Below are 16,111 nucleotides of genomic sequence, written 5' to 3' on the forward strand. Positions count from 1 at the left end.
TATCTCCTGGTCATGCATGTTCTTAAAGTGAAGTTGGGTATTAAGTTGTAATAAAAATAAAATGAATAAGGTTTTATAGCCAAAAAAAATCCTCCATAAGGAGGATTAAGAAATAGGAACAATAGAGAGTAGAAAGATGGGGTAGATTCAGAACTGCTAATTGGAATTAAAGACATTAAGTTATTCTCTATTGTATAAATTTGTACACATTTTATCTGAATAAAATTAAAGTTCAATATGAAAATCATAAAAATATTTAACTAAATGAAAAGGTTATAGTATTTTTTTCTAGATTTTAAATCATAAATTCGACAATATAATCTCTCTAAAATACCCAAAATAAGCATGATCTTATCCTATTTATCGTGATAATTTTATAATTGCTTAATAACACTAAAAAAATTTATGTCTAAAAAATGATACTTGTTGTTATTAATGTAGATAATCCATGTGGAGAGTAACTATTGTTAATGTTATCATAATTAAAAAGCTTAAATACTAGTGAGTAGGTATATAAAAATGAAAAATGAACATATTTTTAGTCCGATAACTCTACCTAATGGCGTTGAACTAAAAAATCGTATAATGATGGCCCCAATGACAACTTGTTCTGGTTTTTATGATGGTTCAGTTACTCAAGATCTAATTGAATATTATCGTGTACGATCTGGTGAAATAGGAACAATTATTGTTGAATGTGGATTTGTTGATAATAAAGGATTAGCTTTTCCTGGTGCAATTGGTTTAGATAGTGATGACAAAATTGAAGGATTAGCAAAGATTGCGAAGGCAATCAAAGAAAAAGGCTCCAAAGCAGTAATTCAAGTTTACCATGGAGGGCGAATGGTTGAGCCAAAATTAATTGGTGGACAATCGCCTGTGGGGCCAAGTGCAATTGCAGCACCACGCCCTGGTGCAGCAATACCAGTAGCACTAAGCGCTGATGAAGTCGATGAAATGATCGAAAAATTTGGCCAAGCAGTGCGACGCGCTATCCAAGCTGGATTTGATGGTGTTGAAATTCATGGTGCAAATACTTACCTTATTCAGCAATTCTATTCACCAAATTCAAATCAACGAGATGATAAGTGGGGGGGAAGTCGTGATAATCGTACTCAATTCCCTTTAGCCGTCTTAGATATCACTCATAGTATGGCAAAACAATATGCATCCCCAGAGTTTATCGTTGGTTATCGTTTTTCTCCAGAAGAATTAGAAATCCCAGGCATTCGTTTTGATGACACAATGTATTTGCTTGAAAAATTGGCCCTAAAAGGGCTTGATTATGTCCATTTCTCAATGGGAACAACGCTTAGATCGTCGATTGTTGATACTCAAGATCCAACTCCATTAATTAAAAAATTTGTTGCGATGCGTTCACCAATTTTATCAAAAATTCCTGTTGTAGGTGTCGGTAATGTTGTTAATCAAAGTGATTTGGATAGTGCCATCGACAATGGCTATGATTTAGTTGCGGTTGGTCGAGCTAGCATTGCTTATCCTGATTGGGTTAGTCGAATAAAGAAAGGTGAAAAACTAGAGCTATTTATCAATAGTGATAAACGTGAAGATCTGAATATCCCTGAACCTCTATGGCATTTTTCGCTTGTTGAAAGTTTGATTCGGGATGTGAACCTTAATGTTAAAAAATTCAAACCTGGTAATTATCAAGAAAAAGTTAATGATGAATCTTATGAGTTTTTGATTAATGTTGAATTAGGAAATGATTTTATCAAAGATATACAACTCGTTAATGCTAACAACTTTGATAGCGAAGTATTAAATAATTTTACTGAAATTAAGCATCGAATTATTGACTCTAACAGTCCACATGTTGATGCTATTTCTGGCGCAACGACACAATGTGAAGTATTTAAAAAAGCTGTAACTAAAGCGATGGCAAAATCTAATAAAGAAGCAATTATTGCGGAAGGTGGTGATCCAAATGACCAATCCTTTGATGTTGTGGTTGTTGGTAGTGGTGGAGCAGGGCTTACTGCTGCGATCCAAGCTCATGATCTTGGTGCAAATGTGGTTATTGTTGAACAAATGTCTGTAATTGGCGGTAATACCAATAAAGCTTCAGCTGGTATGAATGCGGCAGAAACCAAATTCCAAAAACTCAAAGGTATTACAGATAGTAAAGAACTCTTTTATAACGAAACGATGATAGGCGGAAAAAATAAAAATAACCCTGATTTATTACATTATTTTGTTGAAAATGCACCAAATGCCATTGATTGGTTAGATGAAAATGGTATTGAATTAAGTGGTATTACAACAACTGGTGGAATGAGTATTGATCGAACTCACCGCCCTGAAAGTGGTGCTGCAGTAGGTGGTTTTTTAATTAGTGGCCTAGTTAAAAACATCAATAAGCGTGGTATTGATGTTATGCTTGATACTGTAGTTACTGAAATTATGACAGAAAATAATAAAGTGGTTGGTGTTAAAGTTTCAGAAGAAGATGGCTCAAATCACGTAATAAAAACAAAAGTAGTTATTATTGCAACTGGTGGGTTTAGTGCCAATACCACAATGGTTGAAAAATATCGACCCGATCTTAAAGGTTTTGTCACCACTAATCACAAAGGTGCTACTGGTTCAGGCATTATGTTATTGGAAAAACTTGGTGCAGGAACCGTTGATATGGGAGAGATTCAAATCCACCCAACGGTTGAACAAACAACATCTTATTTAATATCTGAATCGATTCGAGGTGAAGGCGCAATACTTGTATCACAAAATGGTCAACGATTCGTTAATGAACTTGATACAAGGGATAAAGTTTCAGCTGAGATTATAAAATTACCTGAGCACTATGCTTATATCTTATTTGATCAACAAGTCCGTAATGAAAACAAAGCAGTGGAAGAATATGTTTCAAATGAACTTGTATCACAAGCAAATACCATTGAAGAATTAGCACAAAAATTATCAATTGATACTAATAAATTAACTAAAACAGTAAAGCGTTATAATCAGTTTGCTATTACCAAACAAGACGAGGATTTTGGCCGAACAACAGGTATACGTCATCCAATAGAAAAAGGTCCTTTCTATGCAATAAAGATCGCACCGGGCGTTCACCATACCATGGGGGGAGTGACAATCAACACCCAAACACAAGTCCTAGATGCTAATAAAAATATCATCCAAGGGGTCTTTGCCGCAGGCGAAGTTGTTGGCGGTGTACATGGTGCTAACCGTATTGGTGGCAATGCTGTTGCTGATATCATTATTTTTGGTAGACAAGCGGGTAAAAAAGCTGCTGATTATATTAAAAATTAAATTATTACAACTAGCTGAGCTTGTTTAATATGGTGTGTTCGAGATATGAATATTCTCAAACTTTAATGGGAACAACGGTGTCATTAACGCTTTTAGAGCCAAATGAAGCCATTGCACACACTGTTTTTCAAATTATTAAAATGCTTGAGGATAAATTGACTGTTAACCGGCTATTTTCAGAAGTTATGTCAATTAATTTAGCTGCGGGTAAACACCCAGTGACAGTGAGTCAACCTATTTTTTCCCTAATTGAACAAGCTCAAAAAGTCAGTCTTTATTTCAATAGTTGCTTTAATTTTGCTATTGGCCCATTAGTTAAGCTTTGGAAGATTGGTTTCCAAGGTTATCAAGTACCATCTGCTGAATTAATAAAACAACAACTATTGTTAATTGATCCTAAAAATGTCGAACTTGATACAAACACACATTCCGTTTTTTTAAAAAAAACTGGAATGGAAATTGATTTAGGTGCAATTGCTAAAGGGTATATTGCTGATATCGTCAAATTGGTTTTACTCGAAAATCAAGTGTATCAAGGTATTATTAACTTAGGTGGAAATGTATTAACTTTAGGTGAGTGTTTAACAGAACAAAGTGGTTATTGGAATATAGGATTAAGAAAACCGTTTTCAATTAGTGATGAGCTGTCTGGCGTTATTAAAGTTAAAAATAAATCAGTTGTCACATCGGGAATTTATGAGCGCTTTTTTATGCAAAATAATAAACTTTATCATCACATATTTAATCCCAAAACAGGCTATCCGTTGGACAACGAACTTGAAAGTGTGACAATAATTTCAGATTCTTCATTAGAAGGCGATATTTATTCGACTGTTTTTTATGGATGGGGGATTGAGAAAAGTAAGGCGTATTTGCGAAAGAATCAAAATTTATCAGCCATATTTTTGCTAAAAAATAAAACTATAGCATTAATAAATCCTGATAACTTTAGTTTTCAAAAAACCGATACTCAATACACTATAAAAATAGATTAATTATTCAATTTGCAATAAATGCGATTTTAGTTAACGATATAATTTTATTATTTTTTATGAATTTTTTTTTGTGTAAATGGCTTAATATATAGGTCTTTTCACAAAAAACATTCAGGTAGATTGTTGATTTTATTTATTTTTTTTGATTATACAAACATGAGCAATTATAAATAATAGCCAAACAAAGAATAGTATTATTGTAACTGAATTAAATCTTATAAATTAAATAATATTTAAGTTAAAAAGGAAAATATTATGAGCGTAGTAAAGAAACCACCAGTAAAATGGTTGCCACTTATCATTATTGTGGTAATTTCAGCGATATTTTGGTTGTTTGTATCTCCACCTGAAGGTATTAGTCAAGAGGGTTGGCAAACCAGCATCATTTTTGTTGCAACAATTGCCAGTATTGTTGCCGAAATAATGCCAATTGGCGCAATTGGTCTATTAGCAATTACTGTTTTTGCTGTATTGAGACCATCTGGTGCAACAACAGCGACTGAGTCAATAAAAATCTCGTTAAGCGAATTAAATAGTAGTCTTATTTGGTTAATTGTTATTGCCTTTATGATCGCTCGTGGTTTTATCAAAACAGGTTTAAGTAAACGAATAGCCTATTATCTTGTTAAAATTTTGGGTAAAAATACCTTAGGACTTGCTTATGGTTTATCCGTTACTGATATTGCATTGGCACCAGCTATTCCAAGTACAACAGCACGTGCTGGCGGCGTTATTTATCCAATAGCGGAAGCACTAGCAATCAATTTTAAATCCAATCCCAAGGATGAATCAAGAAATCGCATAGGTACTTTTTTAATGCTAACTATTAGCCATGTAAATGATATCACCTCGGCAATGTTTCTAACGGCATTTACAGGAAATTTATTAGCAGCTAAATTAGTTACAACATCATTAAGTATTACATTAGGGTGGGGCCAATGGTTTGTTGCAGCAATTGCGCCATGTTTAGTTTCATTCGTTGTGATACCTTTGGTGATTTACTTTCTGACTAATCCAGAATTAAAAAGAACACCAGAAGCGCCAGAATTAGCGGCTGAAGAATTAAAGAAAATGGGGGTAATTACTGTTAAAGAAATCATTATGGGCGTTACTGTTGTACTTTTGTTAGCGCTTTGGATTTTTGGTAAAAATTTCGGTATTGATTCAACAACTACTGCGTTTATTGGCTTAACTATTTTGATCTTAACTGGTGTATTAAGCTGGGATGATATAAAAGGAGAAAAAGCTGCCTGGGACACATTAATTTGGTTTGCGGCATTACTTATGATGGCGGGGCAAGTTAATAAACTTGGTGTAACAAAATGGTTAGGGGACACAATAGGTGGAGCTGTACAAGGTCATTTAGGTGAAAGCAGTTGGGTATTAGTATTAGTTATTTTGTGTGTTGCCTATGTTTATTTACATTATTTCTTTGCAAGTGGAAATGCTCATATTGCTGCATTATTTCCCGTTTTCCTATCGATCGCTATTGCCTTAGGTGTACCAACTCTAACTGCAATTTTTGCGTTGGTTATTTGTACTAACTACTTTGGATCAATTACACAGTTTGCCAATGCTCGAAATCCACTATTATTTGCCGAAGGTTTTGTACCAGTAAAAACTTGGTGGAAAGTTGGGTTTATTTGTAGTGTTGTAAATCTAATTATCGTATTTACTGTTGGAATTTTATGGTGGAAGATAATAGGTCTGGATTAATTGTTATGTAACTATCCTCTAAAATAATACATATTCCACCTTGAATCATTAAAAAAGTTATAGGTACTGTGAATGTTAATCAATGAATTTTATAAGTGATGGTAGTAGAAATTAACGTCATTTCAGAACATTCAATGTAATAAAATGGCTTTAATTGTGAAGTGTTAGGTATTGATATTGCGGTCAGCTTACCAATAATTATCCGCTATTTGGATAAGCTGACTAAATATCATGGTCATCTAGTAAAAATATGAGTAGAGAAAAAAGAGACTATTTACTTAGTGAGATAATATTTCCCTTGATATGGCAAGAACAGTTGTGAAATTTGATGCATCAGTACGAATATCAACTCCATTTAATTCATCATTTTTAAATTGAAAATTTGAGGATAACATGCAAATAATTAAAAAATTATGTGATGACCTTAATTTGCCATATGGCGATCGATTTACTCAGGATTGGGCTTATGATTTACCAGATCAATATAGAACAAAATATTGGTTAAATAAATATATTTTTGCATATTTATATAATGGATATTCTTCAATAGAAAAAAAAGAATTAATGATTTTATCTCTTGATGTTTGTAACGATTTAATTTCTTCGGGATTAAACCCTAATGATAAAGTTATTCAAAAGGTTTTAAATATTCTTTTTAACAATTATAAGAATTATGAGGATTTAATTAATTACTGGGCATTAGATAGTGCACCATTAACAGATTGTTTTACATTAACACCTATAATAAGAAAATTAAAATATCAAAATTATTTATAGAATTACTAAATTTTTTGTGCAGTATAAAATTTATTGGCACTACAAAGCGCCTCATTTTTAGGTATAATAATGGCTATTATATAGAATAGTGGAGTTGGTTTGATATGCATTTTTATTAATAATTAATAATTAATAATTAATAATTTATTTTTTAAAATGGAAACCTAAGCTATCATAAAGCTTTTCCTTTTCAAGCGTTAATAGCTATCTATCTTTACCTCTTCATCACAATTAATGATATTAAAACAAAGCAAAACTATATTTTTCATCTATCAATGTTTAACAGTTAATTAGATATTGATTGTTATAAGATTTCAACATTAATTTTAGGTAATCGGCTTTTTATTTAACGACTATAGGTATTAAGATGAATTCATATTTATTACTTTTTTTTGCAATTATTTGTGAAGTTGTTGCAACTTCTTCATTAAAACTATCTGATGGATTTACCAATCTTATCTATTCCATCATTACCATTGTGGGCTATAGCGCTTCGTTTTATTTACTCTCATTAGCACTAAAAACTATTCCCGTAGGTATTGCTTATGCTATCTGGTCTGGAATTGGAATTGTATTAATAAGCTTAATTGCATGGGTTTTTCTAAAACAAACTTTAGATTTTGCAGCTTTAGTTGGTATGGGGTTTATTATGTTTGGTGTTGTGATTATTAATTTATTTTCAAAAGTATCAGGGCATTGATTAATCGTAAATTAACTATAGGATAAATCCAAATAAAACTGTTCAATCAAATGAATGAGATCAGATTAAAATTAGGAAAGTATGAAATTTATTAATTGATATCATTCTCAATTTCAAATTCAATCTTTTTAATTGCTTGTTCACAGCGGTAAATTCGGTTATCAATTGCGGCGATTTTACTTTGATTGATAATTTCGGGCGATAGCTCTAGTTCGTATTTCATATTTTGTAGTCGGCGCAAGTAATCTAGGTGACGCATATGTTTTTGGGCTAAGGTTTCTGCAATAATATTTTGGAACCCTTTTTTGCGTAGGTTTTGGGTTGCTAGTTCACGCGTTAGGGCTGCAATTTGGTTAACTAACTTGTCAGATAAAAAAGTTATTTGTTCAACTTTTTCTAATTTTATGTTAGCAACTAATACTTGATAAGTTTGTTTGATTTTTTCAAGGTAAAACGTTTTATCTGTTACAACTTTATTAGTTTGAAATAGTTGCTCGTCAAAATAAGGTTCTTGAAATAGTTGCTCGTTTGCTAAATTAATTTGCTGTTCTAATTTGTCAATTTGTTTTTGTAGTATAGTGAGTAAATTTGCCATTGTGATTATTCTTTATAATAAGTTGAGCTATCATTGTCTTGACCGAAATAATCACCTAAATGTAATTTGGCTAGGTTGATAATTTTCATAAATGCTTCAAATGTTAATTTATTGTCATCTAAACTATTTTTTTCGGCAATAATTTTTTTAGCAATTAATTTTATTTTTAATTGGTTATAACAGTCAATTAAATTAAGTGGTAAGGGCGATAGAGCACGTTTTCCTAGCCAAAATATTCCTTGCAAAGGCATGCTTAAGGTGAATAGTATGGTTATTATTGTTACAGCAATTTGTGCCGGCATGAAATACTGCCAAAAGAGTAAGCCAATAATGATAGGAGGCAAGTATTTATTTGCGGTTTTTATGTAGTTAATAATTTTTAATTCAGGAAATGAATGTGTTAATTGTTTGTCTACTGGGCAAAGCTTCATATACCTTTGACCAGCTTTAAATGTGGTTATTAAATTCATATTATTGTGATTCCTCGACATTCACTTCTTATTGTCTTAAAATAGTGCCATTCAAATTGGGGACTCTCTCTATTTTATCTCAAAAAACAAGATATCAGAAGTCACCTTAGCGTAGTCACATTGATTTTAAATCATGTGTTGAGTTACCAATTTTGATTGGTATATGTCTTTATTATTCAATTTATAGGAATTACTATGTCATCAAGTAATAACGCTCTTGTTCTTAATTGCGGAAGTTCATCATTAAAATTTGCCATTATAAACCCTGAAAATGGTGATGAGTTTTTATCTGGTTTAGCTGAATGTTTTCATCTTCCTGATGCTCGTATTAAGTGGAAGCTTGATGGTGTTAAGAACGAAGCTTCTTTAGGCGCTGGTGCAGCACACAGTGAAGCAATTCGTTTTATTGTTAATAGCATCTTTCCACAAAAGCCAGAATTATTAGATAGCATTAAATCGATTGGTCACCGTATTGTTCATGGTGGCGAAAAATATACCCAGTCAGTTGTTATTGATGATTCAGTATTAAAAGGAATTGAAGAAGCATCTGCTTTTGCGCCGTTACATAATCCTGCACATTTAATCGGTATTCGTGAAGCATTTGCTGCGTTCCCACACCTAAAAACTAAAAACGTTGCAGTGTTTGATACTGCATTCCATACAACAATGCCAAAAGAAGCTTATCTATATGCTCTTCCAAACGAACTTTATACTAAACACAGTGTTCGTCGTTATGGTGCGCATGGCACTAGCCATTATTATGTTAGTCGCGAAGCTGCTAAATTATTAAATAAACCAGTTGACCAAACTAATGTTATTACTTGTCATTTAGGTAATGGCGCATCAATTACAGCTGTTAAAAATGGTAAATGTGTTGAAACTTCAATGGGTTTAACTCCGCTTGAAGGCTTGGTGATGGGTACACGTAGTGGTGATATCGATCCAGCGATTATGTTCTTCTTACATGATAACTTAAAAATGTCTGTTGCTGATATTAATAACCTTTTAAACAAAAAATCTGGTTTATTAGGTTTGACTGGTGTGAGCAGTGATTGCCGTTATGTAACCGATAATTACGAAACAGATGAAAACGCTAAAAACGCTTTAGATGTGTTTGTTCATCGCTTAGTAAAATATATCGGCGGCTATGCTATGCTTTTAGATGGTCGTTTAGATGCTATCGTGTTTACTGGAGGTATCGGTGAAAACTCAGAAGAAGTGCGTCGTATGGCATTACAAAAATTAGGTATTCTTGGTTTTGAACTTGATCAAGAACGTAACCTTGCAGCTCGTTTTGGTAAGGGTGGCAAAATTACTAAAGATGGTTCAGCTATTGCGATGGTTATTCCAACCAATGAAGAACTTGTCATTGCTCAAGATGCTGCGCGTCTAACTGCTTAATAAATATTCAAAACCGCCTAAATGGCGGTTTGTTTTTATACAATAAAGATTTAAGAGGTAATAATTATGTCTCGTACAATTATGCTCATCCCAACTGGCACTAATGTCGGGTTAACAGGTGTGAGTCTGGGCGTTATTCGAGCTATGGAGCGTCAAGGTATTAATTTAAATGTGTTTAAACCTGTCGCGCAACCAAGAGCTGGTGGCGATGCGCCAGATAATACCACAACTCTAGTGAGCAACAATACATCAATTCCAACACTAAAACCGCTTAAAATGAGCCATGTTGAAAACCTATTAGGTTTAAATCAACAAGATGTGTTAATGGAAGAAATCGTTGCCCTTTATGCCGAAAATACTAAAGGAGCTGATGTTGTTTTAGTTGAAGGTATTGTGCCAACATCTGATTATCCTTTTGCTAATGAACTTAATAATAATATTGCTAAAACCCTTGGCGCCGAAATTATTTTTGTAGTTAATATGGGCAAAGATACGCCAGAACAACTTAGAGATCGTATTGAAATTGCTCGTTCTAACTTTGGTGGTATTAAAAATGATAAAATCGTCGGTGTGATTGTTAATAAAGTTAATGCGCCAGTTGAAGAGCAAAATCTTGCTCGTCCTGATGTTGCTGAAATTTATCATACCCCTAAATTTGATGATAAGAAAATTACTATCGATGATTTAAATGCACACAGTCCATTGCCTGTTCTTGGTTGTATTCCTTGGAATATTGATCTAAGTGCTTGTCGTGCTATAGATATTGCTAAGCATTTTGATGCAAAAATCATTAACGAAGGTTGTATTAAAAATCGTCGTATTAAACATGTGTCTTTCTGCTCTCGCAGCGTACCAAATATTATTAACCACCTACAACCAAATGCACTTTTAGTGACTTCTGCTGATCGTGCTGATGTGTTAGTTACTATCAGTTTAGCAGCAATGAATGGTGTGGCAATTGGTGGTGTACTCCTAACTGGTGGTTATGAAATCGACGATAAAATTGCAAAATTATGCCAACCAGCATTTGATACTGGTTTACCTGTATTTACGGTTAAAACCAACACTTTCCAGACATCAATTAGTCTACAACAATTTAATTTAGAAATTCCTGCTGACGATAAAGAACGTATGGAAAACACCCAAAATTATGTAGCTGATCATATTGATGCTAAATGGATTAAATCATTAAATGAAGTAGTGAATTCTGCACGTCGCTTGTCTCCTCCTGCATTTCGTTATCAATTAACTGAACTTGCACGTAATGCGAAAAAAGTAGTGGTATTACCAGAAGGTGACGAACCAAGAACAGTTAAAGCAGCTGCAATTTGTGCTGAACGTAACATTGCAAAATGTGTTCTTATTGGTAATCCTGACGAAGTGCGTAAAGTTGCCGCTTCACAAGGCGTGACTTTAGGTCAAGGAGTAGAGATCGTTGATCCTGAAAATATCCGTGAAAAATATGTTCCTCGCCTAGTTGAATTACGTAAAAACAAAGGGATGACTGAAGTTATTGCTCGTGAGCAATTGGCTGATAATGTCGTATTGGGTACCATGATGCTTGAAGCTAATGAAGTTGATGGTTTAGTTTCAGGTGCTGTACATACAACCGCTAATACTATTCGTCCACCGTTACAATTAATTAAAACTGCACCAGGCAGTTCTCTTGTTTCATCGGTGTTCTTTATGTTAATGCCTGATCAAGTATATATTTATGGTGACTGTGCAATTAACCCAGATCCAAATGCACAAGAGTTAGCCGAAATTGCCATTCAGTCGGCTGATACAGCAATCGCCTTTGGTATTGAACCTCGCGTTGCGATGATCTCATACTCAACAGGTAGTTCTGGTCAAGGTGCTGATGTTGAAAAAGTGAAAGAAGCAACTCGCATTGCTCAAGAAAAACGTCCTGATCTAATGATTGACGGCCCATTACAATATGATGCAGCGGTAATGCCTGATGTAGCTAAATCAAAGGCGCCTAATTCACAAGTTGCAGGTAAAGCTACTGTATTTATTTTCCCTGATCTTAATACAGGTAATACTACATATAAAGCAGTACAACGTTCAGCTGATCTTGTTTCGATTGGTCCTATGCTACAGGGCATGCGTAAACCTGTGAATGATTTGTCTCGTGGTGCATTAGTTGACGATATTGTCTACACTATTGCATTAACCGCAATTCAATCAGCACAAGAACAAAATGCTACAAAATAAGTTTAGCAAAACGTTTTAACGATTTATAAAAGGTGATGCAATATCACCTTTTTTAATTAAATTTAACCAAGTAATGAGTTTTAAAAGCTTGAGTTATAAAGATTCAGTTTTAAAGTATTTTGTTCTAGAAATTTGAGACAAGGTCTTCAAAAACTTATTTTAAGTCAATTCCATGCATTCAACGTTGATAAAAATAATAAATAATAAAAATTTATAAATGATGTTATCCCTTCATGTTGGTTTTTAATAGTGTTAATAACATTTCCATAAATTGTTCTTTATCACCTTGTAATGTTGAAAAAAAATCTTTATCTATTTGTTCAACTAAAGGTACAGTTTCATTTGCTTTATTCAATCCTTTTTGTGTTAATTGAATGGATTTTGCTCGACTATCTTTAATTGAGCAAGAGCGTTTTATATAATCCTTTTTTTCTAAATTCTCTAATATTTGGGAAATTGTCATCACATCGATATTTGTTTTATTTGATAAAATAATTTGTGTTATTTCATCTAGTCGCTGTGATAGATAAGCAAGCGTTGCAAGCACTATAAATTGAGGATGAGTGATAGACTGTTTTTTCAAGCAATTTTTGATATTCGTATGCCAGGACGAATAAGTTTTCATAAAAATAAAACCAATAGATTCAGAATCAGTTTGGAATTGAGTCAAAAACTTATTGTCCTTTGTCATAATTTACCCTTCAACTAAGCCATTTAATTTGTAAGTTTTATCTATAATATCATCTGAAATCTGTATTATAAAATCATAGGATGCTTTAGTATCCATTTTTGGATCCGGTTTTAGAGAAATTTCTGATTTTAATGCATATTGATTATGCGATATTTCAATAATTTGATGTGAGAAAAACAGTAAACCTATTTCAGGCATATCAAATTGCTCTGTAAATTCTTGATTATCAATAATCTTTGATAAAGTCACTTCCATTTCCGGTATATTTTGTAATTTGAAAATACCTTTAGACCCTGTTTTTAAGTCACCAAATATACGAAAGTCTTCAAGATCAGTTTCCCATAATTTTCTTAAATTAAGATCAGTATAGTATTGCCAAATTTGAGTTGGTTTAGCTTTGGTTGGTAATATGAAAGAAATTGAAATGGTATTCATAGCGTCTCCTTTTGATAAGTTAACTTATTATAAGTCCACTTATTAATTAAGTAAAGAGAATTCAATTTTTTTGATTTGTTGACCTATTACAAGGTTAATTTGATGACCATGATATTGAATTCTGTAATAAGATGATTTCGAAATTATTAATAATATAAAATATTTATAATTGTTTTTAATTAATGCTCTCAATTTAATTGGTAAATGGTACAATATCAGCCTGATTTTGTATTAGTTCATAGTTTAGGAATAAAATTGATGAAAAAAGACATCCACCAACAGCGCATATTAATCCTCGATTTTGGTTCACAAGTTACTCAATTAATTGCTCGACGTATTCGTGAAATTGGTGTGTACTGTGAACTTTGGCCGTGGGATGTATCAGAAGAGAAAATCAAACAATTTAATCCTAAAGGTATTATTTTATCAGGTGGTCCTGAAAGTACCACCGATGATAATAGTCCTCGTGCTCCCGAGTATGTTTTTAATGCTGGCGTACCTGTTTTGGGTATTTGTTATGGCATGCAGACTATGGCAATTCAAGTTGGTAAAGGCGGTCAAGTCACTGGCTCTAACCAACGTGAATTTGGTTATGCTAAAGTGGATCTTATTGGATCGTCAAAATTAACTGATGGTATTTTGGATAGTACAAGCGAACAAGGCATTAATCAACTTGATGTCTGGATGAGCCACGGTGACAAAGTAACAACCTTGCCTGATTGTTTTACACTAATTGGTCGTACTGAAACTTGTCCATTTGCTATTATGGCTAATGACGAAAAACAATTTTATGGTGTTCAATTCCACCCAGAAGTGACTCACACTGTTAAAGGTTTCGAGTTATTGCAACGTTTTGTGATTGATATCTGTCACTGCGAAAAACTTTGGACACCATCTTCAATTATTACCGATGCTATTGCTCGAATTAAAGAACAGGTTGGCAATGACAAAGTATTACTTGGCTTATCAGGAGGGGTTGATTCTTCTGTTACAGCATTGTTATTACACCAAGCTATCGGAGATCAATTAACTTGTGTATTTGTTGATCATGGTTTGTTACGTTTGAACGAAGCTCAACAAGTTATGGATATGTTTGGTAATAAATTTGGCTTAAATATCATAGCTGTAAATGCTGAAGATCGCTTTTTAGCTGCACTAAAAGGTGAAGCAGATCCTGAAGCAAAACGTAAAATTATCGGGCGTGAATTTGTTGCTGTATTTGATGAAGAGGCGGCAAAATTAAAAGATGTAAAATGGTTAGCTCAAGGTACTATCTATCCAGATGTTATTGAATCGGCTGCTGCTGATACTGGCAAAGCCCATGTAATTAAATCACATCATAATGTAGGCGGATTACCAGAAGATATGAAAATGGGCTTAGTTGAGCCACTGCGCGAATTATTTAAAGATGAAGTCCGTAAAGTGGGTTTAGAACTTGGATTACCTTATGACATGCTTTACCGTCATCCATTTCCTGGTCCAGGTCTTGGCGTGCGTGTACTTGGTGAGGTTAAAAAAGAGTATTGCGACTTGTTACGTCAAGCTGATGCTATTTTTATTGAAGAACTTTATAAAGCTAATCTATACAACAAAGTAAGTCAAGCCTTTACTGTGTTCTTACCTGTTCGTTCAGTAGGTGTAATGGGGGATGGTCGTAAATATGATTGGGTTGTATCCTTGCGTGCAGTTGAAACCATCGATTTTATGACGGCTCATTGGGCTCAGTTACCTTATGATTTCCTAGGACGAGTTTCAAATCGAATTATCAACGAAGTTAATGGTATTTCTCGTGTCGTATATGATATAAGCGGAAAACCGCCAGCGACTATTGAATGGGAATAATTGTATTTAATATCACGTAATCTCATATTGTCTTTTTTTGTTATTTTAAGCCTTGTTTGTCAAGGCTTTTTAACCTCATTTAATCCCACTTAGACTCAACTTTTTTAGAGGTATCTTTAATCCGGAATAAATACACTAACAAAAACTAAGTTTAAATTAGTAAAACAAAAGGAAAAAATAAAAATTCCATTTTGATTGTATGTTGCATTTTCTAAAATTGGGATAAACCCTTTTTCAAATTAGGTATTTGATAAGCGCATTATTTACTAGAATTATTTACAATAATTTGAGAAACTACTGTAATAAATATACATAAAAAAACAAAACTAACGCCTTATCACAGACAAGAGATATGGTGCTTATATCACAAAGAAAAAATAACGGTGACTGATTAGGCAAAATATCTGATTAAGTTTGAACTACCGCAAATTAATAGCTTACAAAGTCCTGTTACAATATAGCTTAAATCGTAAGATATTTCTTTAGAATCAACACATACACCATAATGTATCATACCAAACTTAATTAGTTTGAATCTTGCTTGTAATGGCGTCCCCTACAGGATTCGAACCTGTGACCTACGGCTTAGAAGGCCGTTGCTCTATCCAGCTGAGCTAAGGAGACTTAGATAGGTTTTTTATTTAGATGTTGTGTATTATATAAAGCTATTTCGATACGTCAATGATTTTTAATGGCCTATTATATCGGATTGATAAAATATCATCAATTTGGTTTTTTATTAGAGTCGTTGATGTTTTGTATTAATCATAAAATTTCTTTACATTTTTAACTATTAGCAAATTATATAATAGGCCTATGTAATTAAATGTCGAATATTGTTGTTAATAATATTCAGTTTTTATACATTCTAGTAATTAATTTTGGTATAGTAATATCTAGCTATGATTTAGTTAAATGATGACTTATAATGCTTTTTTAGCAATCTTTTCCAGTAGACAGTTATTATGACTCCCAAATTGT

At 33.1% G+C, this 16,111-nt stretch carries 12 protein-coding genes and 1 tRNA gene; 8 read left to right on the forward strand and 5 right to left on the reverse strand.

What is annotated here, in order from left to right:
* Window positions 1-519: 519 nt before the first annotated feature.
* From GYW75_RS01905 to GYW75_RS01925, 5 genes are all read left to right on the forward strand, one after another.
* Window positions 520-3,291: a flavocytochrome c gene (locus GYW75_RS01905; RefSeq protein WP_174798219.1), complete on the forward strand. Its 2,772-nt coding sequence runs from the start codon at window positions 520-522 to the stop codon at window positions 3,289-3,291.
* A 77-nt stretch (window positions 3,292-3,368) separates the two neighbouring features.
* A complete protein-coding gene (locus tag GYW75_RS01910) occupies window positions 3,369-4,286 on the forward strand; it encodes an FAD:protein FMN transferase (protein ID WP_202983900.1) in 918 nt (305 codons plus the stop codon).
* Window positions 4,287-4,541: 255 nt separating this feature from the next.
* Window positions 4,542-6,002, forward strand: a complete 1,461-nt coding sequence (locus GYW75_RS01915; RefSeq protein ID WP_174798220.1) for a DASS family sodium-coupled anion symporter — start codon at window positions 4,542-4,544, stop codon at window positions 6,000-6,002.
* A gap of 393 nt (window positions 6,003-6,395) precedes the next feature.
* The gene (locus GYW75_RS01920; protein WP_174798221.1) at window positions 6,396-6,779 is read left to right on the forward strand and encodes a hypothetical protein; all 384 of its coding nucleotides are present in this window, start codon (window positions 6,396-6,398) and stop codon (window positions 6,777-6,779) included.
* A gap of 367 nt (window positions 6,780-7,146) precedes the next feature.
* On the forward strand, window positions 7,147-7,479 hold the full coding sequence (locus GYW75_RS01925; protein WP_034910602.1) for a DMT family transporter: 333 nt from the start codon (window positions 7,147-7,149) through the stop codon (window positions 7,477-7,479).
* 91 nt (window positions 7,480-7,570) lie between these two features.
* On the opposite strand, the gene priC is transcribed toward GYW75_RS01925, so the two are convergent.
* Together priC and yfbV are read right to left on the reverse strand one after the other, a co-directional pair.
* A complete protein-coding gene (gene priC / locus GYW75_RS01930; RefSeq protein ID WP_065589141.1) occupies window positions 7,571-8,074 on the reverse strand; it encodes a primosomal replication protein PriC in 504 nt (167 codons plus the stop codon).
* Between the two features lie 5 nt (window positions 8,075-8,079).
* Window positions 8,080-8,544, reverse strand: a complete 465-nt coding sequence (gene yfbV / locus GYW75_RS01935; protein WP_167370046.1) for a terminus macrodomain insulation protein YfbV — start codon at window positions 8,542-8,544, stop codon at window positions 8,080-8,082.
* 195 nt (window positions 8,545-8,739) lie between these two features.
* On the opposite strand from yfbV, the gene GYW75_RS01940 reads away from it, so the two are divergent.
* Window positions 8,740-9,945, forward strand: coding sequence for an acetate kinase (locus tag GYW75_RS01940; protein WP_174798222.1), 1,206 nt, complete (start codon window positions 8,740-8,742; stop codon window positions 9,943-9,945).
* 66 nt (window positions 9,946-10,011) lie between these two features.
* Window positions 10,012-12,162, forward strand: a complete 2,151-nt coding sequence (gene pta / locus GYW75_RS01945) for a phosphate acetyltransferase (protein ID WP_065589138.1) — start codon at window positions 10,012-10,014, stop codon at window positions 12,160-12,162.
* Between the two features lie 223 nt (window positions 12,163-12,385).
* On the opposite strand, the gene GYW75_RS01950 is transcribed toward pta, so the two are convergent.
* Complete coding sequence (locus tag GYW75_RS01950) at window positions 12,386-12,853, reverse strand: MarR family winged helix-turn-helix transcriptional regulator (protein WP_065589137.1); 468 nt, start codon at window positions 12,851-12,853, stop codon at window positions 12,386-12,388.
* A 3-nt stretch (window positions 12,854-12,856) separates the two neighbouring features.
* Window positions 12,857-13,288 (reverse strand): hypothetical protein, encoded by a 432-nt coding sequence (locus tag GYW75_RS01955; RefSeq protein WP_174798223.1) that lies wholly within the window; start codon window positions 13,286-13,288, stop codon window positions 12,857-12,859.
* Window positions 13,289-13,546: 258 nt separating this feature from the next.
* Here GYW75_RS01955 and guaA point away from each other — a divergent pair, with 258 nt between their 5' ends.
* Window positions 13,547-15,130 (forward strand): glutamine-hydrolyzing GMP synthase, encoded by a 1,584-nt coding sequence (gene guaA, locus GYW75_RS01960; RefSeq protein WP_174798224.1) that lies wholly within the window; start codon window positions 13,547-13,549, stop codon window positions 15,128-15,130.
* A 547-nt stretch (window positions 15,131-15,677) separates the two neighbouring features.
* On the opposite strand, the gene GYW75_RS01965 is transcribed toward guaA, so the two are convergent.
* A tRNA-Arg gene (locus GYW75_RS01965) sits at window positions 15,678-15,754 on the reverse strand.
* Window positions 15,755-16,111 lie beyond the last annotated feature (357 nt).

It is taken from the genome of Gilliamella sp. ESL0232, from assembly GCF_013346885.1.
Classification (GTDB): Bacteria; Pseudomonadota; Gammaproteobacteria; order Enterobacterales; family Orbaceae; genus Gilliamella; species Gilliamella bombi.